This window comes from Streptomyces sp. NPDC001493, assembly GCF_053597235.1.
This window is the reverse complement of record NZ_JBSFHV010000002.1, coordinates 476,524-502,537: the sequence shown is the minus strand read 5'-3', so window position 1 is coordinate 502,537 and position 26,014 is coordinate 476,524. Positions and strand designations below refer to the sequence as shown.

The 26,014-nt window shown below is 71.5% G+C and carries 21 protein-coding genes; 9 read left to right on the top strand and 12 right to left on the bottom strand.

What is annotated here, in order from left to right; genetic code table 11:
• Positions 1-29: 29 nt before the first annotated feature.
• Entirely contained in the window at positions 30-572 is a 543-nt protein-coding gene (locus ACWCWD_RS04745) for an RNA 2'-phosphotransferase (RefSeq protein WP_450770225.1), read from the top strand.
• 55 nt (positions 573-627) lie between these two features.
• Here the strand turns inward: ACWCWD_RS04745 and ACWCWD_RS04740 are convergent, their stop codons facing one another.
• Positions 628-1,530: an LLM class flavin-dependent oxidoreductase gene (locus tag ACWCWD_RS04740; protein WP_450770223.1), complete on the bottom strand. Its 903-nt coding sequence runs from the start codon at positions 1,528-1,530 to the stop codon at positions 628-630.
• Positions 1,531-1,887: 357 nt separating this feature from the next.
• Between ACWCWD_RS04740 and ACWCWD_RS04735 the strand changes: the two genes are divergently transcribed.
• Positions 1,888-2,751: a Cof-type HAD-IIB family hydrolase gene (locus ACWCWD_RS04735; protein ID WP_450770222.1), complete on the top strand. Its 864-nt coding sequence runs from the start codon at positions 1,888-1,890 to the stop codon at positions 2,749-2,751.
• 136 nt (positions 2,752-2,887) lie between these two features.
• Here ACWCWD_RS04735 and ACWCWD_RS04730 read toward each other — a convergent pair whose 3' ends face one another.
• From ACWCWD_RS04730 to hisC, 5 genes are all read right to left on the bottom strand, one after another.
• A complete protein-coding gene (locus ACWCWD_RS04730) occupies positions 2,888-4,660 on the bottom strand; it encodes a sensor histidine kinase (RefSeq protein WP_450770220.1) in 1,773 nt (590 codons plus the stop codon).
• A gap of 156 nt (positions 4,661-4,816) precedes the next feature.
• The gene (gene cydD, locus ACWCWD_RS04725) at positions 4,817-8,428 is read right to left on the bottom strand and encodes a thiol reductant ABC exporter subunit CydD (protein ID WP_450770218.1); all 3,612 of its coding nucleotides are present in this window, start codon (positions 8,426-8,428) and stop codon (positions 4,817-4,819) included.
• 127 nt (positions 8,429-8,555) lie between these two features.
• The gene (gene cydB / locus ACWCWD_RS04720) at positions 8,556-9,557 is read right to left on the bottom strand and encodes a cytochrome d ubiquinol oxidase subunit II (protein ID WP_450770216.1); all 1,002 of its coding nucleotides are present in this window, start codon (positions 9,555-9,557) and stop codon (positions 8,556-8,558) included.
• A 17-nt stretch (positions 9,558-9,574) separates the two neighbouring features.
• Positions 9,575-11,086 (bottom strand): cytochrome ubiquinol oxidase subunit I, encoded by a 1,512-nt coding sequence (locus ACWCWD_RS04715; protein ID WP_450770215.1) that lies wholly within the window; start codon positions 11,084-11,086, stop codon positions 9,575-9,577.
• Between the two features lie 456 nt (positions 11,087-11,542).
• On the bottom strand, positions 11,543-12,622 hold the full coding sequence (gene hisC / locus ACWCWD_RS04710; RefSeq protein WP_450770214.1) for a histidinol-phosphate transaminase: 1,080 nt from the start codon (positions 12,620-12,622) through the stop codon (positions 11,543-11,545).
• Between the two features lie 487 nt (positions 12,623-13,109).
• On the opposite strand from hisC, the gene ACWCWD_RS04705 reads away from it, so the two are divergent.
• The 3 genes from ACWCWD_RS04705 (at position 13,110) to ACWCWD_RS04695 (ending at position 16,571) form a co-directional block, all read left to right on the top strand.
• Positions 13,110-14,222, top strand: a complete 1,113-nt coding sequence (locus ACWCWD_RS04705; protein ID WP_450770212.1) for a LacI family DNA-binding transcriptional regulator — start codon at positions 13,110-13,112, stop codon at positions 14,220-14,222.
• 174 nt (positions 14,223-14,396) lie between these two features.
• Positions 14,397-15,524: a metallophosphoesterase gene (locus tag ACWCWD_RS04700; protein WP_450770211.1), complete on the top strand. Its 1,128-nt coding sequence runs from the start codon at positions 14,397-14,399 to the stop codon at positions 15,522-15,524.
• Between the two features lie 183 nt (positions 15,525-15,707).
• Positions 15,708-16,571 carry a hypothetical protein gene (locus ACWCWD_RS04695; protein ID WP_450770209.1) on the top strand — a complete coding sequence of 288 codons (864 nt, stop codon included), beginning with the start codon at positions 15,708-15,710 and terminating at the stop codon, positions 16,569-16,571.
• 145 nt (positions 16,572-16,716) lie between these two features.
• On the opposite strand, the gene thiC is transcribed toward ACWCWD_RS04695, so the two are convergent.
• A complete protein-coding gene (thiC, locus tag ACWCWD_RS04690; protein WP_450770208.1) occupies positions 16,717-18,513 on the bottom strand; it encodes a phosphomethylpyrimidine synthase ThiC in 1,797 nt (598 codons plus the stop codon).
• A gap of 196 nt (positions 18,514-18,709) precedes the next feature.
• Here thiC and ACWCWD_RS04685 point away from each other — a divergent pair, with 196 nt between their 5' ends.
• A complete protein-coding gene (locus tag ACWCWD_RS04685) occupies positions 18,710-20,041 on the top strand; it encodes a YibE/F family protein (RefSeq protein ID WP_450770206.1) in 1,332 nt (443 codons plus the stop codon).
• Between the two features lie 48 nt (positions 20,042-20,089).
• Here ACWCWD_RS04685 and ACWCWD_RS04680 read toward each other — a convergent pair whose 3' ends face one another.
• From ACWCWD_RS04680 to ACWCWD_RS04665, 4 genes are all read right to left on the bottom strand, one after another.
• Positions 20,090-20,527, bottom strand: coding sequence for an SsgA family sporulation/cell division regulator (locus tag ACWCWD_RS04680; RefSeq protein ID WP_266706557.1), 438 nt, complete (start codon positions 20,525-20,527; stop codon positions 20,090-20,092).
• Between the two features lie 101 nt (positions 20,528-20,628).
• Positions 20,629-21,399, bottom strand: coding sequence for an IclR family transcriptional regulator (locus ACWCWD_RS04675; RefSeq protein WP_323180473.1), 771 nt, complete (start codon positions 21,397-21,399; stop codon positions 20,629-20,631).
• A gap of 327 nt (positions 21,400-21,726) precedes the next feature.
• The gene (locus tag ACWCWD_RS04670; RefSeq protein ID WP_390964061.1) at positions 21,727-21,948 is read right to left on the bottom strand and encodes a DUF5326 family protein; all 222 of its coding nucleotides are present in this window, start codon (positions 21,946-21,948) and stop codon (positions 21,727-21,729) included.
• Between the two features lie 227 nt (positions 21,949-22,175).
• Positions 22,176-22,493, bottom strand: coding sequence for a cupin domain-containing protein (locus tag ACWCWD_RS04665; RefSeq protein WP_450770205.1), 318 nt, complete (start codon positions 22,491-22,493; stop codon positions 22,176-22,178).
• A gap of 80 nt (positions 22,494-22,573) precedes the next feature.
• On the opposite strand from ACWCWD_RS04665, the gene ACWCWD_RS04660 reads away from it, so the two are divergent.
• The 3 genes from ACWCWD_RS04660 to ACWCWD_RS04650 all read left to right on the top strand — a co-directional run bounded on the left by ACWCWD_RS04660 (position 22,574) and on the right by ACWCWD_RS04650 (position 24,879).
• Positions 22,574-22,951 (top strand): phage holin family protein, encoded by a 378-nt coding sequence (locus ACWCWD_RS04660; RefSeq protein WP_327176782.1) that lies wholly within the window; start codon positions 22,574-22,576, stop codon positions 22,949-22,951.
• 84 nt (positions 22,952-23,035) lie between these two features.
• Positions 23,036-24,160 (top strand): cystathionine gamma-lyase, encoded by a 1,125-nt coding sequence (locus tag ACWCWD_RS04655; RefSeq protein ID WP_450770204.1) that lies wholly within the window; start codon positions 23,036-23,038, stop codon positions 24,158-24,160.
• Positions 24,161-24,399: 239 nt separating this feature from the next.
• Positions 24,400-24,879, top strand: coding sequence for an NUDIX domain-containing protein (locus ACWCWD_RS04650; protein ID WP_450770202.1), 480 nt, complete (start codon positions 24,400-24,402; stop codon positions 24,877-24,879).
• Between the two features lies 1 nt (position 24,880).
• On the opposite strand, the gene ACWCWD_RS04645 is transcribed toward ACWCWD_RS04650, so the two are convergent.
• Positions 24,881-25,927: a globin domain-containing protein gene (locus ACWCWD_RS04645; protein WP_450770200.1), complete on the bottom strand. Its 1,047-nt coding sequence runs from the start codon at positions 25,925-25,927 to the stop codon at positions 24,881-24,883.
• Positions 25,928-26,014 lie beyond the last annotated feature (87 nt).

Below are 26,014 nucleotides of genomic sequence, written 5' to 3'. Positions count from 1 at the left end.
CGGCGGAGGGGGCCGGGCACTCTGGCGGGATGGACGACAGACGCACCGTGAAGGTGTCGAAGTACCTCTCCAAGCACCTGCGGCATCAGCCGGAACGCATCGGGCTGACACTCGACCCGAACGGATGGGTGGACGTCGCGGAGCTGCTGGAAGCCGCGGCCCGTCACCACTTCCCGATCACCCGGACCGAACTCGAACACGTGGTGGCGGTGAACGACAAGCAGCGCTTCACCCTGGAGGGGGACCGGCTGCGCGCCAACCAGGGCCACACCGTCCCGGTCGACCTGGACCTGCCGCCCGCCGAACCGCCGCCGTTCCTCTACCACGGCACGGTGGCCCGGTCCCTGGCGGCGATCCGGACCGAAGGGCTGCGCCCGATGGCCCGCCACCACGTCCACCTCTCACCCGACCGGGAGACCGCCACCCGGGTCGGGGCACGGCGGGGCCGACCCGTGGTGCTCTCCGTGGACGCGGCGGCGATGCACCGCGCCGGTCACGTCTTCCGCGTCAGCGCCAACGGCGTGTGGCTGGCGGATTCCGTACCCCCGGAGTACCTGCGCTTCCAGGGCTGACGGGCGCGGGCGTACAACCGCCGCCGTTGCACCGGCCCCCGTGCCCGGCTCCCGGTCAGCCCAGCTGGGCGAGGGCCTCGGTGGCGATCCGCTCGAAGACGGCCGGGTCGGTGGCGAAGTCCGAGTCCGGAATCGGCCAGTGGACGACCAGCTCGGTGAAGCCCAGCTCCTGGTGGCGGCCGGCGAAGTCCACGAAGGCGTCGACCGACTCCAGCGGGCGGTTGCGGTCCGGGGTGAACGCGGTGAGCAGGATCTTGTCCAGCTCCGCGACGTCCCGCCCGGTCTCCGAGCATGCCTTGCCGAGCTTCTCGATCTGGCCGCGCAGCGCCTCGACCGACTGCTCCGGCGTGCCGTCCTCGAACAGCTTCGGGTCGCCCGTGGTCACCCACGCCTGGCCGTACCGGGCGGCCAGCTTCAGCCCGCGCGGTCCGGTCGCGGCGACGGCGAAGGGCAGCCGCGGCGACTGCACGCAGCCGGGGATGTTCCGGGCCTCCTCGGCCGTGTAGAAGGTGCCCTGCTGCGAGACCGCGCCCTCGGTGAGCAGCCGGTCCAGCAGCGGTACGAACTCGCCGAACCGGTCGGCCCGCTCGCGCGGCGTCCACGGCTCCTGGCCGAGCGCGGTGGCGTCGAAGCCGTTGCCGCCCGCGCCGATCCCGAGGGTGACCCGGCCGCCCGAGACGTCGTCGAGCGAGATCAGTTCCTTGGCGAGCGTGACCGGGTGGCGGAAGTTCGGCGAGGTCACGAGGGTGCCGAGGCGCATGGTTCCGGTGGCCACCGCCGCAGCCGTCAGCGTCGGGAGCGCCCCGAACCAGGTCTCCTCCCGGAACGAACGCCAGGAGAGGTGGTCGTAGGTGTAGGCGGCGTGGAAACCGAGCTCCTCGGCGCGCTGCCACTTCGCACGGCCCCCTTCGTGCCAGCGGTCGACAGGGAGGATCACGGTGCTCAGGCGCAGACTCATGGACCGAGCCTACGTCCCCCGCCCCGTCCCCACCGGGTCGAGGCCACCCGATCCGGCCGCACCACCGGCCGCACCACCCACCGCACCACCGACCGCACCACCCACCGCACCACCCACCGCACCACCGACCGCACCGCCGGTTCCGCCGTCGGCCCCACCGGGGCCTTCCACCCCTCGGCTCCTTCCACCCGTCGGCCCGGCGGCCCCGATGCCGCTGCCGGGCCGCTCCCGCCTCCTCGGGGTCCCCAAGACCCTCAAGATCCCCCAGCAGTGCTCTGGCATATGCCAAAGGTCTATCCCCCTGTTCAAGGGCGTGCGCCTCTCATATGTGCGCCCTCCTGCACGCCCGTGCGCCGAATGCGGGAGAATGGACCGGTGACCACGCCTACCGAAGCACCGCCTGTCGCCGTGCCCCGGCTGATAGCCACCGACCTGGACGGCACTTTGCTGCGTGACGACAAGACCTTGTCGTCACGCACGATCGCCGCGCTCGCGGCGGCAGAACGGGCGGGCGTGCACGTCCTCTTCGTCACCGGCCGCCCGCCCCGCTGGATGGACGCGGTCGTCTCCCATCTGCCGGGGCACGGGACGGCGATCTGCGCGAACGGCGCCGCGGTGGTCGACCTGAGCGCCGGCGGCCGGCTGATCAAGGTCCACCCGCTCGGCCGGGCGGAGGCGCTCGACGTCGCGCACCGGGTACGGGCCGCCGCGCCCGGCACCACGTTCGCGGTGGAGTTCACCACCGGCTTCCACCACGAACCGCTCTACCCGCCGTTCCGCCAGGACCCCGGGTCGGTGGTCGCCCCCGTCGAGAAGCTGCTGGACGAGCGGACACCAAGCACGGGCGCCCCGGTACTGAAGCTCCTGGCCCACCACACCGCGATCGCCCCCGACGCGTTCCTCGCCCTGGCCCGCGAGGCTGCCGGGGACCGGGTGTCCTTCACCCGGTCCAGCCCCTCCGCCCTGCTGGAGGCCGGCGGGGCGGGCGTCTCCAAGGCCCGCACGCTCGCGGAGTACTGCGCGGAGCGCGGGGTGCTCCCCGAGGAGGTCGTCGCCTTCGGGGACATGCCGAACGACGTCGAGATGCTGAACTGGGCCGGCACCTCGTACGCGATGGCCAACGCCCACCCGGCCGCGGTCTCCGCCGCGTCGGGACGGACGCTCACCAACGAGGAGGACGGTGTGGCGGTCGTCCTCGAACGTCTCCTCGCCGCCCGCTGAAGCCTGGCCGCTGAAGCCCTGGTCGCTGAAGCCCGCGCCCGCTGAGGCCTGGACACTCAAGCCCTCGTCGCCCCGGCCCGCGCCCGCTGAAGCCTGGTCGCTGAAGCCGTACGCGCCGGCCGAGTCCCCGGGCCCCTCAGAGGGGAGCCTCCCAGGTCACCGACGTACCGCCGCCGCCTTCCCCGAGTCCCGGGCCGAACCAGCTGGCTCCGCCCAGCGACTCCGCCCGGCGGGCCAGATTGCGCAGCCCGCTCCGCCGGCCGCCCTCCGGGATGCCGACCCCGTCGTCGGAGACGGTCAGCCGGACGGCGTCCCGCCCGTCCGGCAGGGTGGCCGTGGCGTCGACGACCACGTCGATCACCGAGGCCTGGGCGTGCCGGAAGGCGTTGGAGAGGGCCTCGCGCAGGGCGGCGATCAGGTTCTTACCGGTGGACTCGCTCACCAGGGTGTCGATCGCCCCGAGAAAGCGGTGCGAGGGCGTGAAGCCGAGGGGGACCGCCGCCATGTTGAGCTCGCGCAGCACCCGGACGCGCAGTCCGGACGGCGCCTCGGCCGGCTCCTGCTGGAGGGCGAAGATGGCGGTGCGGATCTCCTGGATGGTGGTGTCCAGCTCGTCCACGGCGCGGCCGACGCCCTCCTGTACCTCCGGCACCACCGACCGGCGCTGGGCACTCTCCAGCATCATCCCGGTGGCGTACAGCCGCTGGATGACGAGGTCGTGGAGGTCCCGGGCGATCCGGTCCCGGTCCTCGTACACCGCGAGGCGCTCCCGGTCGCGCTGCGCCTCCGCCATCATCAGGGCGAGCGCGGCCTGCGCGGCGAACTGCGTGGCCAGGGTCCGTTCCGCCTCGTTGTACGGGCGCTGCCCCTGCTTCCGGGGCATGGACAGGGCGCCGAGCATCCGGCCGCCGCTGCGCATCGGCAGCAGCATGTTCGGGCCGTACTGCTCGGACGCGCGGCTGATCAGGCGCGGGTCGGTGGCGGCGTCGTCGATGAAGACGGGTTCCCCGGCGAGCAGCGCGGACACCACCGGACTCTCCGGGCCGATGATGACGCCCAACGAGGTGGACGGATCGTCGGAGGCCACCGCGACGACCTCCAGCCCGCCGGCCCCGTCCTTTCCCACCGGCAGCAGTACGGCACCGGTGGCCGAGCCGGCGAGCCTGCGGGCCTGTTCGGCGACGACGCTCAGGGCGTCGTCCGCGTCCCCGCCGGCGAGCAGCGCCGTGGTGACCGCGACCGATCCGTCGATCCACCGTTCGCGCCGACGGGCGGCCTCGTAGAGGCGGGCGTTGCCGATGGCGATGCCCGCCTCCGTGGCGAGCACCCGGACCATGTGCAGGTCGTAGTCGTTGAACGTGCCGCCGTGGTGCTTCTCGGCGAGGTACAGATTGCCGAAGATCTGCCCCTGGACGCTGATGGGTACGCCCAGGAAAGTGCGCATCGGGGGATGACCCGGCGGGAATCCGGCGTAGCGCGGATCGGTGGTCAGGTCGGCCAGCATCACCGGAGCGGGGTCGTGGATGAGCGCCCCGAGGAGTCCCCTCTGCCCGCTCGGGGGCCGCCCGATCGTGTGCGCCTCCTCGTCCGGCATGCCGTGGGTGACGAAGTCGAGGAGCCCTTCGGCGGACTCGTCCACGACGCCGATCGCGGCGTACCGGGCGTGGGCCAGTTCGGCGGCGGTCTCGCAGATGCGGTCGAGCGTGGAGTGCAGCTCCAGCCCGGTACCGACCGACCGCATGGCCTCCAGCAACTGCGGCACGCGGGCGGTGAGCTCGGGGGAGAGACCCCCCAGATCGCTGGCGGCCCGGGCGGCGGCTTCGAGGGCCTCCGGGTCCCAGGCGCTCCGGCTCGGCCCGTCCGCCCCGCCCCGGCCCGCCGCGCCCTGGTGCCCCTGCCGCTCTGCCATGCGTCGAGCGTACGAAGGGACCCCGCGCACGGAAAGTCGGGATTGCCCCGTTCCCCGACCTGGGCACGCCCGGTCCCGGCACGCTCGGACGTGGGCCGTCCGGGCCGGCTCCGGCGTGTCTCGGACGACGGCTGACCGGGCCGGTCCAGGCGCCTCTCAGACGCCGGCCATCCGGGTCGGCTCCGGCGGGCGGACCACGCGCGGGCCGGCCTCGCGTTCGCGCTCCAGCATCCGGCGCAGCGGTCCGTCCACCGCGGCGAGCTCGGCGTACGCGCCCCGCTGGACCACCCGGCCGCCGTCCAGCACCACGATCTTGTCCACCGCGTCGAGGCCCGCCAGGCGGTGGGTGATGAGCACGGTGGTACGTCCCCGGGTGACGTCGAGCAGGTCCGCGGTCAGGGCGTCGGCGGTGGCGATGTCGAGGTGCTCGGCGGGCTCGTCGAGCACGAGGACGGGGAAGTCGGCGAGGAGGGCGCGGGCGAGCGCGAGGCGCTGCCGCTGGCCGCCGGAGAGCCGGGCGCCGTGTTCGCCCACCAGGGTGTCGAGGCCGTCCGGCAGCGAGTCGGTCCAGTCGAGCAGCCGCGCCCCGGCGAGCGCGTCCCGCAGGTCCTCCTCGGTGGCGTCGGTGCGGGCGAGCCGCAGGTTCTCCCGCACCGAGCTGTCGAAGACGTGCGCGTCCTGGGCGCAGAGCCCGACGTACGTACGGACGGTGTCGCCGTCGAGCGCGGGGGCGTCCGTGCCGCCGAGCCGGTAGGTGCCGCTCTCCGCGTCCAGGAAGCGGAGCAGGACCTGCGCGAGGGTGGTCTTGCCGGAGCCGGACGGACCCACGACCGCGATCCGGCGCCCCTGCTCCAGGGTCAGGTCGACCCCGTCCAGGGCGGGCCGGTCCGCGTCCGGGTAGCGGGCCGTCAGGCCCCGTACCTCCAGCGGGAACGGGGTGGCGGGGGCCGGGGCGGGGGCGGAGGGTTCGCGTACCGGTACGGGGGCGTCCAGCACCTCGTACACCCGCTCCGCGCTCCGGCGGGCGCGTCGGCGGTACTGCACGGCGAGCGGCATCCCGTTCACGGCCTCGAAGGCGGCGAGCGGGGTGAGCAGGACGACCGCGAGTTCCAGGCCGCCGAGCCGGCCGCTCTGCACGGCGGGCAGCGCCACCAGCGCGGAGGCGACCACGGTCAGCCCGCAGAGGAGCGAGGAGAGGCCGCCGCCCAGGGCCGTGGCGGAGGCGGCACGGGCGGCGATCCGGGTGAGGACCCCGTCCGCCTCCCGCACCCGCGCGGTGCGCGAGGGCAGGGCACCGGCGACGGTCAGTTCGGCGGTGCCTCCGAGGAGGTCGGTGACCCGCACGGCGAGATCGGCGCGGGCCGGGGCGAGCCGGCGTTCCGCCCGGCGGGCGACCGCACCGCTGACCAGCGGCACGCCCGCTCCGGCGAGGAGCAGGCCCACGGCGAGGACCACGCCCGCCTCCGGGAGGAGCATCCCGAGGAAACCGGCGGAGGCCGCGCCGACGACCACGGCGGTACCGGCGGGGAGCAGCCAGCGGAGCCAGTAGTCCTGGAGCTCGTCGACGTCCGCGACCAGCCGGGTGAGCAGGTCGCCCCGGCGGGTGGTGCGCAGTCCGGCGGGCGCGACGCGCTCCAGTCCCCGGTAGACGGCGACCCGCAGTTCGGCGAGGAGCTGGAGCACGGTGTCGTGGGAGACGAGGCGTTCGGCGTAGCGGAAGAAGGCGCGGCCGATGCCGAAGGCGCGGGTCGCCGTGACGGCGACCATGAGGTAGAGGACCGGGGGCTGTTCGGAGGCGCGGGAGATCAGCCAGCCGGAGACCGCCATCAGCCCCACCGAGGAGCCGAGCGCGAGACTGCCCAGCAGCAGGGCGAGGGCGAGCCGCCCGCGCCGGGCGCCCGCCGCCTCGCGGATCCGGGCGAGCACCTTGCCCGTACGGGTGGTGGTCTCCCGGAGCGCCGCGGGGGCCTCCACCGCCGGTGCGGCGGCGGGTGCGGGCGGGCGCACGGGGTCCGGGACGGCCCGCCGGGGCACCTCCGCCCGACCGGTCTCCGGTCCGGTCGCGGGCGGTACCGGCGTCGCAGCCGCTTCCGGCGTCCCGGCCGGTGCGCGCGTCACGGCCGGTTCCAGCGTCACGACCGGTTCCAGCGTCACGATCCGGTCGGCCAGCGGCAGCAGTGCGGGGCGGTGGGCGACCAGCAGGACGGTGCGGCCCTCGGCCAGCCGTCGTACGGCGTCCACGATGCCCGCCTCCGTCCCGCCGTCCAGGCTCGCGGTCGGCTCGTCGAGCAGCAGCACCGGCCGGTCGGCGAGGAAGGCGCGGGCCAGCGCGAGACGCTGGCGCTGCCCGGCGGAGAGCCCGGCGCCGTCCTCGCCGAGGAGGGTCTGCCCGCCCTCGGGCAGCGCGGCGACGAACGCGTGGGCGCCCGCGTCCCGCAGGGCGGCCTCCACGGCGGCGTCGTCGGCGTCCGGCCGGGCCAGCCGTACGTTCTCCGCGACGGTTCCGGCGAAGAGGACCGGGCGCTGCGGGACCCAGGCGACGCGCTCGCGCCAGCGTTCGGGGGAGACGGTGGCGAGATCCACGCCCCCCACTCGTACGGTCCCCTCGTCCGGCGCCCTGAACCCGAGGACCACGTCGAGCAGGGTGGACTTGCCGGCCCCGCTCGGGCCGACCAGGGCGACGGTCTCCCCCGGCGCGACCACCAGCGAGGCACCGGCCGGCGAGGGCTCGGTCCGGCCCGGGTGCCGGACGGTCACCCCGTCCAGCTCGATACGGAGCGATTCCGGCACGTCCGCCGTACCGGCCGCCGGGAGCTCGGTCTCCAGCACCGCGAAGATCTCCTCCGCGGCCGACAGCCCTTCCGCCGCCGCGTGGAACTGCGCGCCGACCTGGCGGATCGGCAGATACGCCTCGGGGGCGAGGATCAGCACCAGCAGGCCGATGTACAGGTCGAGTTCGCCGTGGACCAGCCGCATGCCGATGGTGACGGCGACCAGGGCCACCGAGAGGGTGGCCAGCAGCTCCAGCGCGAAGGAGGAGAGGAACGCGATCCGCAGGGTCCGCACGGTCGCCAGCCGGTACTCCGAGGTGATCTTCCGGATCGACTCGGCCTGGGCCTTGGCCCGGCCGAAGACCTTGAGCGTGGGCAGCCCGGCGACCACGTCCAGGAAGTGGCCGGAGAGCCGCGAGAGCAGCCTCCACTGCCGGTCCATCCGGGACTGGGTGGCCCAGCCGATCAGCATCATGAAGGCGGGGATGAGCGGCAGCGTGACCACGATGATCGCGGCCGACACCCAGTCCTCGGTGACGATGCGCGCGAGGACGGCGACGGGCACCACCACCGCGAGGCCGAGCTGCGGGAGATAGCGGGAGAAGTAGTCGTCGAGCGCGTCGACGCCCCGGGTGGCGAGGGCGACGAGCGATCCGGTGCGCTGTCCGTCCAGCCATCCGGGGCCGAGCTGCGCGGCCCGCTCCAGGAGCCGGCCGCGCAGTTCGGACTTGACCGCCGCACTCGCCCGGTACGCCGCCAGTTCGGTGAGCCAGGCGACCAGCGCCCGGCCCGCCGCGACGACGGCCAGCAGGATCAGGGGCGTACGGAGACCGGAGACACTCAGCCCGTCCTCGAACCCGCCGACCACGATCTCGGCCACCAGCATCGCCTGAGCGATGACCAGCACCGCGCCCACGGCGCCCAGAGCCACCACGGCGACGAGGAAGAACCGGGTGGCCCGGGCGTACCGGAAGAGACGCGGATCGATCGGTTTCACGTGAAACATCCCCTGAGGTCGGTGCCGCCGGTTCGCCGGGTGACCGGCGGCGGCGCGTACTCGGCGGCGGCGCGTACTCTGCGCCGGTGCCGGCGGCGACCGGTCGGGCCGCCGCCGGGCAGGGCGCTCAGTGCGCGTCGGCGATGTGCTGGGTGCCTATGCGCTTGCGGAACACCCAGTACGTCCAGCTCTGGTAGAGCAGGACCAGGGGCGTGGCGATCCCCGCGCACCAGGTCATGATCGTGAGCGTGTAGGGCGTGGACGAGGCGTTGGTGACGGTGAGGCTCCACGCGCTGTTCAGCGAGGACGGCATGACGTCCGGGAAGAGCGCCAGGAAGAGCATCGCCACGGCGGCGGTGATGGTGAGGCCCGAGAGCGCGAACGACCAGCCCTCACGCCCCGCCGCGATGGCCGCGATCGCGCCGGCCAGGGCCAGGACGGCGACCACCGTCGCGAGGAGCGACCAGCCGTCTCCGGTACGCGCCTGCGTCCAGATCAGGAACCCCAGCGCCAGGACCGCGGTGAGGAACCCCAGCCGCAGGGCGAACCTCCGGGCCCGTACGCGGATCTCCCCGACCGTCTTCAGCGCCGCGAACACCGCGCCGTGGAAGGTGAAGAGGGTGAGCGTCACCGCCCCGCCGAGCAGCGCGAACGGGTTGAGGAGGTCCCAGAACCCGCCCACGTACTCCATGTGCGCGTCGATCTTGACCCCGCGCACGATGTTGCCGAAGGCCACGCCCCAGAGGACCGCGGGGATCAACGAGGTCCAGAAGATCGCGTGTTCCCAGTTGGTCTGCCAGCGCTCCTCCGGTCGCTTCGCCCGGTACTCGAAGGCGACGCCCCGCAGGATCAGGCAGAGCAGGATGACCAGCAGCGGCAGGTAGAAGCCGGAGAAGAGGGTGGCGTACCAGTCGGGGAAGGCCGCGAAGGTGGCGCCTCCGGCGCTGAGCAGCCAGACCTCGTTGCCGTCCCAGACGGGCCCGATCGTGTTGATCAGGACCCGCCGCTCCTTGCGGTCGCGGGCCAGCGCCTTGGTCAGGACCCCGATGCCGAAGTCGAAGCCTTCCAGGAAGAAGTAGCCGGTCCAGAGGACGGCGATGAGGACGAACCAGACGTCGTGGAGTTCCATCGTTCCGCTCCTTCCTCTCAGTACGAGAAGGCCATCGGCCGGTCGGCGTCGGCGGCGTCGTGACCGCCGATCGTGGCGGGCGGGTTGAGGTCGTCCTCACTGAGCTCCGGAGGCCCGGCCTTGATGTACTTCACGAGCAGCTTGACCTCGACCACCGCGAGGATCGCGTAGATCAGGGTGAAGGCGATCAGGGAGGCGATGACCTCACCCTGCGAGACCCCGGGGGAGACGGCGTCCTTGGTCTTGAGGACCCCGAAGACGACCCAGGGCTGCCGCCCGGTCTCGGTGAAGATCCAGCCCCAGGAGTTGGCGATCAGCGGGAAGAGCAGGGTCCAGAGCGCGGTCATCCAGTACAGCCTGGCGAACTTCGGGCTGAGGGCCTTGTTCTTGAAGAGGACCAGATGCGGCACCTCGTCGTCGCCGGTCCGCATCCCCGGCGGCAGCATGAACTTCTTCCGGGTCAGCCAGAGTCCGAGGATGCCGAGGCCGAAGGAGGCCATCCCGAAGCCGATCATCCAGCGGAATCCCCAGAAGGCGACCGGGATGTTGGGCCGGTAGTCCCCGGGTCCGTACTTCTCCTGCATCTGCTGGTTCAGCTCGTTGATGCCCGGGATGTACGAGGTGAAGGTGTCGTCGGCCAGGAAGGAGAGCACCCCGGGGACCGAGATCTCCACGTCGTTGCGGCCCTCGGAGACGTCGCCCACCGCGAAGATCGAGAACGGCGCGCCTTCCTGCCCCTCCCAGAGCGCCTCGGCCGCGGCCATCTTCATCGGCTGCTGCTTGAACATGACCTTGCCGAGCACGTCTCCGCTGATGGAGGTCAGCAGACCGGCGACGACCACGGTGATCAGACCCAGCCGCAGCGAGGTCCGCATGACCGGGATGTGCTTCTTCCGCGCCAGGTGGAAGGCGGCGATCCCGACCATGAAGGCACCGCCGACGAGGAAGGCGGCCGTGATGGTGTGGAAGAACTGGGCGAGCGCGGTGTTCTGCGTCAGCACCTGCCAGAAGTCGGTGAGTTCGGCACGGCCGCGCTTCTCGTTCATGCGGTAGCCGACCGGGTGCTGCATCCAGGAGTTGGCCGCCAGGATGAAGTACGCGGAGAGGATCGTGCCGAGCGAGACCATCCAGATGCAGGCCAGGTGGATCTTCCGGGGCAGCTTGTCCCAGCCGAAGATCCAGAGCCCGATGAAGGTGGACTCGAAGAAGAAGGCGATCAGCGCCTCGAAGGCGAGCGGGGCACCGAAGACGTCACCGACGAACCGCGAGTAGTCGGACCAGTTCATGCCGAACTGGAACTCCTGGACGATGCCGGTGACGACACCCATCGCGATGTTGATCAGGAAGAGCTTGCCCCAGAACTTGGTGGCCTTGAGGTACTTCTCCTTGTTGGTCCGGACCCATGCCGTCTGCAGCCCCGCCGTCAGCGCGGCGAGGGAGATCGTCATGGGGACGAAGAGGAAGTGGTAGACGGTCGTAATGCCGAACTGCCAGCGCGCCATCGTCTCGGGCGCCAGAGCAAGTTCCACGTCGTCGTCTCCTTACGTCGCCGTAGTGACAGCCGCGGTTCGCCCGCTTGGTCCCTCCCATTACGGGATCAAACGGGTGCGCTTGTGAACGCGTTCACATTCACAAGCAAAAGTATGGCGCACGCGCTTCCGGATCTTCGAACGGGGGGGTCCCCTGAGAGCGACGGCCCCGAGGAGCGGCGGCCGACGGGCAGCCGGCCGGGTCCTCCCCTCTGAAGCTGCCCACCGCGCGCCGGACAGAACCCGCGCACCGACGCTTTCCGGACAGTGGCGGGGAGCACCAGGCAGCGGGGCGGGAGAAGCGGGCCCTCACACCCGTGGCCCCGGCCCCCCGGAAAAAACGGGAGCCGGGGCCACGGGTGCGGGGTCACAGAACGCGGATCACGAGGCGCGGATCACAGGACGCGGGTCACAGGACGCGGGTCGCAGAACGCAGGTCGCAAGGCGCGAGCCGCGCTACAGCTGCGCGCGGAACGCCTCCGCCGCCTTCAGGAAGAGGTCGTTGGCCTCGTCCTCGCCGATCGTGACCCGTACGCCCTCACCGGCGAACGGCCGCACGACCACGCCCGCCCGCTCGCAGAAGGCGGCGAAGTCGCCCGTACGCTCACCGAGCCGGAGCCAGACGAAGTTGGCCTGGCTCTCCGGCACCGTCCAGCCCTGCGCGAGCAGCCCGCGGTGCACCCGGTTCCGCTCGGCCACCAGCGAGCCCACCCGCCCCAGCAGTTCGTCCTCGGCCCGCAGCGAGGCGATCGCCGCGTCCTGGGCGATCCGGCTCACGCCGAAGGGCACGGCCGTCTTGCGCAGCGCCGCCGCCACCGGCTCGTGCGCCACCGCGAACCCGACCCGCAGTCCGGCCAGCCCGTACGCCTTCGAGAAGGTGCGCAGCACCGCGACGTTGGGCCGGTCGCGGTAGATCTCCAGGCCGTCCGGCACGTCGGCGTCACGGACGAACTCCTTGTACGCCTCGTCGAGCACCACCAGCACGTCGGAGGGCACCCGGTCGAGGAAGCGCTCGAGTTCGGCCCGGCGCACCACCGTCCCGGTCGGGTTGTTGGGGTTGCAGACGAAGATCAGCCGCGTCCGGTCCGTGACGGCGTCCGCCATCGCGTCCAGATCGTGCACGTCCCCGTCGGTCAGCGGCACCTTCACCGAGGTCGCCCCGCTGATCTGCGTGATGATCGGGTACGCCTCGAAGGAGCGCCAGGCGTAGATCACCTCGTCGCCGGGGCCGGACGTGGCTTGAAGCAACTGCTGTGCCACGCCCACCGATCCGGTGCCGGTGGCGAGGTGCTCCAGGGGCACACCGAACCGGTCGGCCAGCTCGGCCATCAGGCCCGCGCAGGACATGTCCGGGTAGCGGTTGAGCTCCGAGGCGGCCGCCAGCGCGGATTCCAGCACCCCGGGCAGCGGCGGATAGGGGTTCTCGTTGGAGGACAGCTTGAAAGCGACCGGCCCGTCCTGGGAGGCCGCCCGGCCCGGCACATAGGCGGGGACGCCGTCCAGCTCGGGGCGCAGCTTGGGGCTCTTCTCGCTCACCACAGGTCCTCCTCGACCATCGACGCACGGAGTCGACGCACAGAATCGACGCACAGATGCGTCTCACCTTATGAGGAGCCGCCCGGAGCGACCTGCCGCCCGGGAACCTCCACGGAACTCGTCCGCAACGCCCGTCGACGAGGCCGCCCACGGAGCCGTCCACGGCGCCGTTCACGGATCCGGCCGGCGCGCGTCGCCATCGGCCTCTCCGGCGGCCTCCCCACCGGGGGGCGCACGCATGTTTCTTCGCGCGCCGGTGGCTCGCGCCGTAGCGCGCGTCCCTCGAAGTGGTGAGTTGAGGACTCTTCCCGCCACCACTCCGTGAGCAGACTCAGCCCGATGGATACATGACACATCCGGCAGGTCGCCGCCAACTCCCTTGCTTTGCAAGGCAATCATTCCTCAATGACCTTGCAGAAACGTGTCTGTCAACAGTTGCATATGCGTCCGGCCCACTGGGGCTCCTGAGCCCTACTATCGGCTCGCCATGACAGCAGCAGGGAAGCACCAGGTGAGCCGGACGGAGACCCCCCGGCGCAGCGGCCGGCCAGGACGCGCGGGTATCCGCGACGTGGCCGCCGCCGCGGGGGTCTCGATCACGACCGTCTCCGACGCGCTCAACGGCAAGGGCAGGCTCCCGGACGCCACCCGCCGCCACGTCCGCGAGGTCGCAGAACGCCTGGGCTACCGCCCCTCGGCCGCGGCCCGCACGCTCCGCACGGGCAAGTCGGGCCTGATCGGCCTGACCGTGACCACGTACGGGGATGAACCTTTCACCTTCACCGAGTTCGCGTACTTCGCGGAGATGGCGAGGGCCGCGACCTCGGCCGCGCTCGCCCGGGGGTACGCCCTCGTGATCCTGCCCGCCACCTCGCGCCACGACGTCTGGTCCAACGTGGCCCTGGACGGGACCGTGGTGATCGACCCCTCGGACCAGGACCCGGTGGTCACCGAACTGGTCCGCCAGGGCCTGCCGGTGGTCTCCGACGGACGGCCCGCCGGAACGCTCCCGGTCACCGCCTGGGTCGACAACGACCACCGCGCGGCCGTGCTCGACCTCCTCGACCACCTCGCAGCGGCCGGCGCCCGCCGGATCGGGCTGCTCACCGGCACCACGACCGACACGTACACCCGGCTCTCCACCACCGCGTACCTGCACTGGTGCGAGCGCGTGGGCCAGGATCCGGTGTACGAGTCCTATCCGGCCCACGACCCGTGCGCCGGGGCGGTCGCCGCCGACCGGCTGCTCGCCCGCCCCGACCGGCCGGACGCCGTCTACGGCCTCTTCGACCCCAACGGCACCGACCTGCTCGCGGCGGCACGCCGGTACGGCCTGCGCGTCCCCGAAGACCTGCTGCTGGTCTGCTGCAGCGAGTCCACGGTCTACGCCACCACCGAGCCGCCCATCACCACGCTCTCGCTGAAACCGCGCCGTATCGGGACCGCGGTGGTGCAGCTCCTCATCGACGCGATCGAGGGTGTCGAACACGACGGTCCGGTCGAGCAGGTGATACCGACCGAGCTCATCGTCCGGACCTCCTCGCAGCGCCGGCCGCCCCGCACGACGGTCAGCGCGCCACGCTCTCCGAGCAGGGACTGAACGGATTAATCCGGACCAATGGACAGGTGAACGGCGCACCCGCCCGGATTCACCGCCCCTGGTGCGTCACACGGGGCGATCCGCGTTCCTATGATGGGCGCACGACACCGCGGACCACCTCTACCAGGCAGGGCCCGTCAGGTGTACGGCGGCGCGACGGTGGTGGAGGGGTCGATGACTCAGGGGGCCGGTCAGGAACCCGTGGTGCGTACGGCGACGTTGCGCGACTTCCGCGTTCCGCCGTACGCGCGAACGCCCGTGCCCGGGGGCGAGCCGCATCCGGAGGGTGCGCTCGCCCGTCCCGGCGACGTACACCCCGAGGACGCGCTGCCGGAAGGCAACGTGCATCCCGGCAACGCGCTGCCCGACGGCGGCGTGCCGGAGGGCTACACGCCGACCGAGCGCGACCTGCCCGTGATCACCCCGGCCGGGGTGCCCGTCGTGGCTCCCGTCCCGGGCACGGGCCCCGGCGGTACGGACGGGCTCGGGCCGCTCTACGTCGTCGGCGACGTGCACGGCTACCTCGACGAACTGAAGGCCGCCCTCTCGGACCAGGGCCTCATCGACGTCAACGGCAACTGGTCGGCGGGCAACGCCCGGCTCTGGTTCCTCGGCGACTTCACGGACCGGGGCCCCGACGGCATCGGGGTCATCGATCTGGTCATGCAGCTCTCGGCCGAGGCCGCCGCCGCGGGCGGCTACTGCAAGGCGCTGATGGGCAACCACGAGCTGCTGCTCATCGGCGCGAAGCGGTTCGCGGACACTCCGGTGAACTCCGGCGCCGGCACCGCCACCTTCCAGGCCGCCTGGCTGCTCAACGGCGGCCAGAAGCACGACATGGAGCGGCTGCGCGACGTCCACCTGCAGTGGATGTCCCGGCTGGACGCGGTCGTGGAGGAGGACGGGCATCTGCTGATGCACTCCGACACGACGGCGTACCTCGACTACGGGGCGACCATCGAGGACGTCAACGACACGGTCCACGCCATCCTCACCCGTAACGACGCGGACGAGTGCTGGGACCTGTTCCGCAAGCTCACCAAGCGGTTCGCGTTCCGGGACGACGGCGGCGCGCAGGCGGTACGCGAGCTGATGGCCGCGTACGGGGGCCGGCGGGTCGTCCACGGCCACAGCCCCATTCCGTACCTCCTGGGCGAGGTCGGGTCGGAGGACGGCGAGAACGGCGCGGGTCCGGTGGTGCACGGACCGCACGTGTACGCGGACGGTCTGGCCATTGCCATGGACGGCGGCGTGACCATGGCCGGAAAGCTACTGGTCGCCCAACTCCCCCTGCATGACTGACGGTCCACCGGGTAGGGCTCCGTCGACCTGATCGTTCGCGGTCGGCGGGCCTTTTTCCGGAAACACCCTGTCACCCCTCGCCCTGGGCGCTCTACCATCGGCGTATCAGTAGCAGGCTCTCCTCCGTTTCGTCCGGAATGCCCCGTCATGTGCGGGCTCTCGGGCGCCACGGAGCATCGGGGGATGCAGATGACAAGCGCTCCGCACCTGCTGGCCGAAGACGGGCCCGAGTACGAGCGGATCCTCGGCGACGCACTGCGCCACGCGCACGAGCGGCCGGATCTGGACGGAGTCGGCGAACGGCTCAACCGGGAGCAGTTGCGGACCATGGCGCTGAGCGCCACCGCGCTGATCACCGCGGCCGCCGCCACCGAGTACGAGCACTACGTGAAGGCGCGTGGGGAACTCCGCGTCCCCACCGGCGACGCCGACCAGGAACCCGACGAGGTGCGGGTCCCGCCGGAAGCGACCGGCGAGAGCGTGGGCGTCGGCGCGGTCGTCACCGTGCTCGCCCCGCTTCTCGCGGGCTCCGCGGCGGTGATCTTCCTGGTGGTCGGCTATCTCCTCCGGGCCGTGAGCTCCTCACTGGCCGTCGCGGGCCCGATGGTCACCGCGGGCTGGCTCTTCGCGGCGCTCACCGCGCTGGCGATCCTCGCGGCCGCCGTCGGACTGCTGGTCACGGCGCTCCGTAACGGCACCGACGATCCGGCCGCCGGCCTGGAGGAGGACGAGAACGTGCCGGAGGAGGTCGCCCGGGCCAGGGAGGCCTGGCGGCACGCCCTGCTGGAACGCGGCATACTCCCGTTCCTCCGCGACGCGCTGGACGACCCGACCGCCGCGCCGGCCGCCCGCACCCCGCGGCCGTCACCGAACCGCATCCCGAAGATCGGGTACAGCAGCCCGGATTTCTCGACCCCGCAGGACGGCTCGCGCCACAGCCCCCGGCCGTCCTTCACCAGCCCCGACTTCAGCAGCCCGGATTTCAGCAGCCCGGACTTCGACGGTCCGGGCTTCGGCGGTCCGGACCGGGACGGCTCCGCACCCTGAGGCCGGCCCACGGGACCGTGCCTCTGCCCGCGGCGCCGGCCCCGTGAAGGCCACCCCGGGTGGGCGCCGGCCCCGTGAAGGCCACCCCTCCCGTGAAGGCCTACCGGGCGGGTGCCGGCCCCCTGAAGGCCGGCACGACCCCGGCTCAGTCGGCCAGCGGCAGGTAGACCCGCCCGCCGGAGGCCGCGAACTCCTTCGACTTCGCCAGCATCCCCGCCTCGATCTCCTCCTCGGAGGCGGACGGCGCAAGATCCGGCGCGAACTGCTCGGTGATGCTCCGGCTGATCTTCATCGAGCAGAACTTCGGCCCGCACATCGAGCAGAAGTGCGCCGTCTTGGCCGGTTCGGCGGGCAGCGTCTCGTCGTGGAACGCGCGGGCCGTGTCCGGGTCGAGCGCCAGGTTGAACTGGTCCTCCCAGCGGAACTCGAACCGGGCGTCCGACAGCGCGTCGTCCCACTCCTGCGCGCCCGGGTGGCCCTTGGCCAGGTCGGCGGCGTGGGCCGCGATCTTGTAGGTGATGACCCCGGTCTTCACGTCGTCCCGGTCGGGCAGTCCCAGGTGCTCCTTGGGCGTCACGTAGCAGAGCATCGCCGTGCCCCACCAGGCGATCATCGCCGCGCCGATCCCGGAGGTGATGTGGTCGTACGCCGGCGCGACGTCGGTGGTCAGCGGGCCGAGGGTGTAGAACGGCGCCTCCTCGCAGATCTCCTGCTGGAGGTCGATGTTCTCCTTGATCTTGTGCATCGGGACGTGCCCCGGGCCCTCGATCATCGTCTGCACGCCGTACCGCTTGGCGATGGTGTTGAGCTCGCCGAGGGTGCGCAGTTCGGCGAACTGCGCCTCGTCGTTGGCGTCGGCGATGGACCCGGGCCGCAGCCCGTCCCCGAGCGAGTACGTCACGTCGTACGTCGCCAGGAGCTCGCAGAGCTCCTCGAAGTTCTCGTAGAGGAACGACTCCTTGTGGTGCGCGAGGCACCAGGCCGCCATGATCGAGCCGCCCCGGGAGACGATGCCGGTCTTGCGGCGCGCCGTGAGCGGGACGTACGGCAGGCGCACGCCGGCGTGCACCGTCATGTAGTCCACCCCCTGCTCGGCCTGCTCGATGACCGTGTCCTTGTAGATCTCCCAGGTCAGCTCCTCGGCCCGGCCGTCGACCTTTTCGAGGGCCTGGTACAGCGGGACGGTGCCGATGGGCACGGGGGAGTTCCGGAGCACCCACTCGCGGGTGGTGTGGATGTTGCGGCCGGTGGACAGGTCCATGACCGTGTCGGCGCCCCACCGCGTCGCCCAGGTCATCTTGTCCACCTCCTCCTCGATGGAGGAGGTCACGGCCGAGTTGCCGATGTTGGCGTTCACCTTCACCAGGAACCGCTTGCCGATGATCATCGGCTCGATCTCCGGGTGGTTCACGTTGGCGGGCAGCACCGCCCGGCCGGCCGCGATCTCCTCACGTACGACCTCGGGGTCGACGTTCTCGCGGATCGCGACGTACTCCATCTCCGGGGTGATCTCCCCCCGCCGGGCGTAAGCGAGTTGGGTGACGGGGCGGCCGTCGCGGCTGCGCCGGGGCGCGCGGGCGCCGCCGGGGAAGAGCGCGTCGAGGTTGCGCAGGCCGTCGCGCGAGGCGGGCGAGCGGCCGTCGTCCTCCGGACGGACCGGGCGCCCCTCGTACTCCTCGGTGTCCCCCCGGTCCTCGATCCAGCCGCCGCGCACGGAGGCGAGACCGCGGCGGACATCGGTGGTGACGGCGGGATCGGTGTACGGACCTGACGTGTCGTAGAGCGTCACGTCCTTGCCGTTGGTCAGGTGCACCTGACGGACCGGCACCCGGAGGCCGGGGCGCGAGCCCTCGACGTATCCCTTGTGCCAGCCGATGGACCTTCCCGCCCCGACGCTCTCGTTCGTCGTGGAGGCAGGCGTGCGTGTGTCCGATGTGGTCATGAGACCTACTCCCTACGCCGGCATTACCCGGTAACAGGTTCAGCGGTCGGCGCAGCGTTTCCCGTGAGGATTCACGAGGTCAGCGCCCTCTCAGCCCGGTGCTCCGAGCTCCCGCGTGTGCAAAGGTGCCACCACGCTAGCGCCCTCCCGGCCATGCTGACCAGGGGGCCTCCCCCGTTCTTGCGATGATCGCCCGGTGACCTCCTCCCAGGACCATCCCGAACCTCAGGACCACTCACACGGCCATACGCACAGCCATGGCCCCGCGGCACCCGTCTCGACCCATCTGCGCAAAGTCATCGCCTGCGTGCTGATCCCCTTCGCCGCGGCGGTGGTCGTCGGCCTGGCGGTGCTCTGGCCCGGCGGCACTCCCGCGCACGAACGCACCGGTGTGGGCTTCGACCGGCAGACCGAGCAGGGAGAGGTGGTGAAAGTGGAGCGGGTGAACTGCGCGGACGTCAACGCCGCCCAAGTACCCGCCACGGGCGGTACGTCGACGGACTCCGTGCCGGGTGCGGCGGCCGAGGGGACCGGCGACTGCAAGAAGGCCACCATCGAGGTGACCAGCGGCAAGGACAAGGGCCGCACCTTCGCCGAGATCGTCCAGCCGGAAGCGTCACGCCAGTTGAGCGAGGGTCAGGGGGTGGTCCTGGCGTACGCGCCGGACGCGCCGCACGACCTGCAGTACTCGGTCACCGACGTGGACCGGAAGCTGCCGATGGCGCTGCTGGCGGGCATCTTCGCCGTCGCCGTCGTGGTGGTGGGACGGCTGCGCGGGGTGATGGCGCTCGTGGCACTCGCCGTCTCCTTCGCCGTGCTGACCCTGTTCATCCTCCCGGCGATCCTGCAGGGGTCCAACCCGCTGCTGGTGGCGGTGGTCGGGGCGAGCGCGATCATGCTCATCGCGCTGTACACCTGCCACGGAGTGACGGCGCGGACCTCGGTGGCGGTGATCGGCACGCTGATCTCGCTGGTGCTGATCGGGCTGCTGGGCTCGGTCTTCATCGACTGGGCGGGACTGACCGGCAACACCGACGACAACACCGGCCTGATCCACGGCCTCTATCCGGACATCGACATGAGCGGTCTGCTCCTGGCCGGCATCATCATCGGTTCGCTCGGGGTCCTGGACGACGTGACGGTCACCCAGACGTCGGCCGTGTGGGAGCTGCACCAGGCGAACCCGACCATGGGGGCGCGCGGGCTCTACGGAGCGGGCATCAGGATCGGGCGCGACCACATCGCCTCGGTGGTCAACACCCTGGTGCTCGCGTACGCGGGCGCGGCGCTGCCCCTGCTGCTGCTGTTCACCATCGCGCAGAGCAGTGTGGGCACGGTCGCCAACAGCGAGCTGGTGGCCGAGGAGATCGTCCGTACTCTCGTCGGCTCGATCGGACTGGTCGCCTCGGTGCCCGTCACGACGGCGCTCGCCGCTCTGGTGGTGTCCGCGGACCGCACAGGGCTCGGCGCGGAAGCCGGAGCTCCTGCACCCGTACGGACCGGGAGGGGCCGCCGCCGCAAGAAGTGAGCTCGGGAGAGAGCGTGAGGGCCCAAAGACCAGCGGGCTGACAGCCTGTCAGCCCGCGTTCTGCTCCTCGGCGAGGATCCTTCCGAGCGCCTCTTCGAGGTTGCCGTCGAAGTCACCCTGCGTGTGCTCCTGCCCCAGTGGCACCAGCTTGTCCGTCCGGTCGAGAAACGCCACCAGCGGCGCCGTGCCGGCCCGGAACAGCGCCCGGTCCGCCCCGACCTGGAGCCGGATGTGCACGTCGCAGAGCCCCTCTGGCTCGGTGGGACCGATGTGCACATCACCGTCGCCGCTGGGACTGTTGAGGCCGTCGAGCAGGAGCTCACGGCCAAAAGCCCAGGTGACCGGGGCATCACCCGGCAGGTGGAAGGTCATACGGATCGCGTACGGATCGCTCACCTCGTAACGGAGCTCCACCGGAATACGGAACGAGAGCTCCTCCGAGACGAGGAAACTCATCATGACCTCTGCTTGAACCGACTCGCGCATCGTTCAACCCCGCAGTAGATGAATCTGGCCAGGAATGATCCCCCATGGCCCTATTGACGCCATCGTGGTGCACGCGATAGCAGATCACAAGGAGTGATTTTTCAGATACTGATAGAGAACACGAACGAACGCAAGAGCCGCGCCACTTCGCCACGTAGTTGTTCGACTGCGGGGAGCAACTGCTCCTGGCGGTCCAGGGGTAGAGAAATGGCCATCGCCGCGACGGCCGAACCTGCGGTGATGGGGATGGCGGCGCAGACCGTTCCGAGTGCGTACTCCTGTCGCTCAATGACAGGTTTCATACGCTCCATCGAACGCAATCGCTCAAGTAGGACCGGGCGATCTCGCACTGAGTAACGGGTCAACGGACGCACCGGATGGCGGAGCAGATGGTCCTCCCGCGCCTTCTCGTCGAGCTGTCCGAGCAGACACTGACCCAGCGCGTGGGCGTGCCCGGTCTCGGCGAAGGGGGCCCACTCGTCGACGGCGGGCGTCTCGGCGGAGTCCGCCACGGCGACCAGCTCGATCTCGCCCTCGCGGTAGACGGCGCAGTACACCGGGGCCCCCAACTCGTCGCACCAGCGCGCGAGGGAGTCGTTGAGCCTGCCGCGCCTGCTCTCCTCGGCCGCCCGGCCGGACATCCGCTCGGCGGCGGCACCGAGGACGAAGACACCGTTCTCCCGCCGGAGGTAGCCCTCGTGGGCCAAAGTGCGCAGCAGGTGATAGGTCGTCGGCAGGGGCAGTCCCGCTTCCCGCGCGAGCTGCTTGGCGGGAGCGCCGTCCTGATGGGCGCCCACCGCCTCCAGCAGTCTCAGGGCCCGCTGGACCGAACCGATCAACGTCGGGACAGTGGTGGTCGATGCCGTGGTCACGGTCACCCCCAGGCATGGTGACGGGCAGTCAGCCCTCCCGTGGAGGCCGCCCCCACGGGCGTGCCGCGAGCCCGGGCGCACACTCGACTGTCGCGGAACCATTGGTCAGGATGGTGACGGACAGTTACTTCCCCAGGCGGCGGCAGCGAACCGTCACTGTAGCCGCAGGGGCCATTCGTGGGGCGGTTTCGAGCCTCGCTTAGCTCTGCCGGGCTAATCCGCGCCACTCTCCGTGATCAACACGCCCGACGCGGTCTCCTCGGCGGGCGGTGGGCCGGGAGGTACCGCGTCGCCGCGTCGCCGGTTCGCCGGTTCGCCGGTCCGCGTCTACCAGTCGCGCCGGGAGTCCGAGGAGGACGAGAAGAACTTCCGTACGACGAAGATCAGACCGCCGACGAGGATGACGAACAGAAGCAGTTTGAAGAGCAGGGTGACCACGAAGGTCACCACGCTGGCGATCAGCCCGCCGAACACGGCGATCGCGATCACCGGCACCGCGATCCACTTCACCCACCAGGGCATACCCGCGAATATCTCCCGGACCGCCATCGTCCTACCTCGTCTCTCGTGTCCCTGTCCCGTCGGACCGGGGGTTCCCGGTCCCGGTCCCCGGCCTCCCGGTCACCGACACCGATGCTAGGGCGGAGAGAGCGGCGACGGGCGGTCCGCATCCCCCGGACTCCCCTGATCGATCCCCTAGGGTCTTCCGTCCGGATCGGGCCGGACCAAGCCCGATCGGGCCGGGTCGGAGGACAGCCGAGCCGCGGGCTCGGGGCTCAGGCCTCCGGCGGAGAGAAGACCACCATGACGCGCAGGTCCTCGGTGATGTGGTGGAACTTGTGGGCCACACCGGCCGGCACGTACACGACGCTTCCCCGGCCCACCTGGGTCGTCTCCATGCCGACCGTGATCGACGCCCGCCCGCTGACGACGAAGTACACCTCGTCCTGGCCGTGCGGGCTCTGCGGATCGAGGGACCCGGCGTCCAGCGCGTACAGCCCCACGGACATGTTCCGCTCACGGATGAACTGCAGGTAGGCGCCGTCGTTGGCGGCTCGTTCCGCTTCCAGCTCATCGAGCCTGAATGCCTTCATGACGGTGCGCCCCTCGTGGTCGTCCGGGGTTCCTGTACGGACGGTGTACCCCGTGCTCGGTGTCTGCCACGATCAGACACATGAAGAATTTCGTAGTCAAGACGACCGCCAACGCGGCCGCTCTGGCCGTGGCCATCTGGCTGCTCCAGGACATCACGCTGACCGGTACGGGCACCGGCCGGAAGGTTCTCACCCTCGTCCTGGTCGCGCTCCTCTTCGGCCTGGTCAACTTCCTCGTCAAGCCGGTCGTCAAGCTCCTGACGCTGCCGCTCTTCATCCTCACCCTGGGTCTGATCACCCTGGTCGTCAACGCCCTCATGCTGAAGCTGACTTCGTCGCTGGCCGGAGCGGTCGACCTGAGCTTCCACGTGGACGGCTTCTGGACGGCCGTGCTGGGCGGCCTGATCGTCTCCGTCGTCTCCTGGGCCCTGCACGTCGTCCTCCCCGACGAGGACTGAGACGCTCTTACGGACTTCGCTCCCGGGCTGAGAAAGTGTATGCAAGCACCGGCGACGGCCCGGGAAGGAAGCAAGGAGCGCAGCATGAGCAGCATCGGCGACGGAACGCGGGCGGTACGAGCGGGTCTCCCCGAACCGCAGCAGTACGAGCCCACCCTTCCCGGACCGGTCTTCGCCGCGCACTTCCACCTCTCGGGAGAGCCGGTCGGGCCGTACACCTACGGCCGGGAGACCAACCCGACGTGGACGCACCTGGAGAAGGCCATAAGTGAGCTGGAAGCGCCGGGGGAGGAGGTCGTGACGACCGTCTTCGCCTCCGGCATGGCCGCGATCTCGGCCGTCCTGTTCTCCCAGACCCGCGCCGGCGACGTCGTCGTCCTGCCGAACGACGGCTACCAGGCGCTGCCGCTCGTACGGGAGCAGCTGGAGGCGTACGGCGTGGAGGTCCGCACCGCGCCCACCGGCGGCGACGCCCAGCTGGCCGCCCTCGAAGGGGCCAAGCTGCTCTGGATCGAGACCCCGTCCAACCCGGGCCTCGACGTCTGCGACGTCCGGAAGCTGGTCGAGGCGGCCCACGCCAACGGCACCCTGGTGGCCGTCGACAACACCCTCGCCACGCCGATCGGCCAGCGGCCCCTGGACCTGGGCGCCGACTTCGCGGTGGCCAGCGACACCAAGGGCATGACCGGCCACGGCGACATCCTGCTCGGCCACGTGACCTGCCGCGACGCCGGCCTCGCCGCGGGGGTTCGCCGCTGGCGCAAGGTGGTCGGCGCGATCCCCGGCCCCATGGAGGCCTGGCTCGCGCACCGTTCGCTCGCCACGCTCCAGCTGCGCATCGAGCGCCAGTGCGCCACCGCGCTGACCCTGGCCGAGGAGCTCAGCAAGCGGTCCGAAGTGACCGGGCTGCGCTACCCGGGGCTCCCCTCCGACCCCTCGTACCCGGTCGCCGTGCGGCAGATGCGGCGCTTCGGCTCCGTGGTCTCGTTCGAGCTGGCCGACCGCGAGACCGCCGAGCGCTTCCTGGAGGCGCTGCGGCTGGTCGACGACGCCACGAGCTTCGGCGGTCTGCGGTCCACCGCGGAGCGGCGCGGGCGCTGGGGCGGCGACGCGGTGTCCGAGGGCTTCATCCGCTTCTCGGTCGGCGGCGAGGACCCGGACGACCTGCTCGCCGACGTGGCGCAGGCCCTGGACGCGGCCACCCGCTGACCGGCTGGTCGTACGTACCGCGGCCCCGACGGTCACGCCGGGGCCGGGCCGGGCTCCGGTGCGCGCGGAGGGACGTCTCCGAGCGCGCCGGAGCCTTTCCGGTTCCCGGGAGCGCGCGGGCGTGACGGCTCCCGGGACCACGCGGGCGCGTCCGGACGGCGGGCGGATGCTGCTGCCCGCCGTGCGGGCCACGGGCCGCGAGGAGTTTCAGAAGGGTGCCGGCGGGCCACTCTCTTGCCATGACCGAACGCCCTGTGGTCAAGCGCACCGCACGCGCCATCCTGCTGGACGGCGACCACCTCGTCCTGATCAAGCGGACCAAGCCGGGGGTCGACCCCTACTGGGTGACGCCCGGCGGCGGGGTCGAACCCGAGGACGCGACCGTCGTCGACGCCCTGCACCGCGAGATCGACGAGGAGCTGGGCGCCAAGATCGTCGACGTGGTGCCCTGCTTCGTCGACACCGTCGAGCACATCGCGGACGGCGGGGCGGCGGGGGTGAAGGTCCAGCACTTCTTCGTCTGCCGGCTGGCCTCGATGGACCTCTCGAAACGCCATGGCCCGGAGGTCGAGGCCCCCAGCGGGGAGTACGAGATCGTCCGGATCCCCTTCAGCCGGGTCGGGATCGCCGCCGTCCACCTCGTCCCCCTCTCCCTCCGCCACTACCTGGACGGCAACATCGAGGGCGTACGGGCCATGCACGCACCCGACCTGGGCTGATTCAGGCCTGGCCTGGCAGCACCGGCTCCTCGACCGGATCGTGGTGGATGCGCGCCGCCGGGACGCCCGCGTCCCGCAGGACCCGCACCCCGCTGCGGATCATGCCGGGCGGCCCCGCCAGATAGGCGTCCCGTTCGTTCCACGGTCCCGTCTCCCGTACCGCTTCCGGAATCTCGCCGGTCCGGCCGCGGGTCGGGCCGGCGGCGACCACCGGGTGCACGGCGAGCCAGGGATAGGTCCGCTGGAGCCGCAGCATGGCGTCGAGATCGTAGAGGTCGCGTTCGCTGCGGGCCCCGCAGAAGACGTCGACGCGTCGGCGGTCGCCGTGTTCGGCGACATCCTCCACCAGCGCTCTGACGGGTGCCATGCCCGTACCGCCACCGAGGCAGAGCAGCGCGGTGTGCGTGGTGTGGTCGACCGTCATCGTCCCCTCCGGGGCGCCGATCCGCAGCACGTCCCCCGGCTCCGCCCGGTGGACCAGGGCGCGGGAGACCCAGCCCGCCTGGACCGCCCTGACGTGGAAGGTGAGCAGGCCGTCGGGACGCGGCGCGGAGGCGAAGGAGTACGGCCTCCAGACCCGCGGCCACCAGGGCGTCTCCACCGCCGCGTACTGCCCGGCGAGGTAGGGGTAGGCGCGGTCCGGTCGCACGGTGATCACCGCGATGTCCGGGGTTCTCCGCTCGTGCGCGACGACCTCTCCCTGCCACCAGGCCGGGGACCGCTGTTCCTCCTCGGCCGCCGCGTCGATCATGATCTGCGAGATGGCCGTGTAGGCCCGTACCCAGGCCGCCTCGCTCTCGGCGTTCCAGGTGACGGGCGCATGGCGGCGCAGAGCGTCCAGCAGGGCTTCCCCGAGGGCGGGGTAGTGCGTGGGGTGCGTGCCGTACCGACGGTGCCCCCTCCCCAGCGCCGAGAGGTACGCGGTCAGCGCCACCCGGTCGTCGAGGCGGTCGGCGGCGGTCAGCAGAGCGCGGAAGAGCCGCTCGCGCTGCACGTCCATGGCGGCCGGGAACATCTCACGCAGTTCAGGGCGGTGCAGGAAGAGCACCGCGTAGAAGTGCGCGGTGGCCCGGTCTGCGCCAGATTCCGCCGGATCAGTACCGCGTCGGCCGACGGAGTGCCGTCCTGCCGAGGA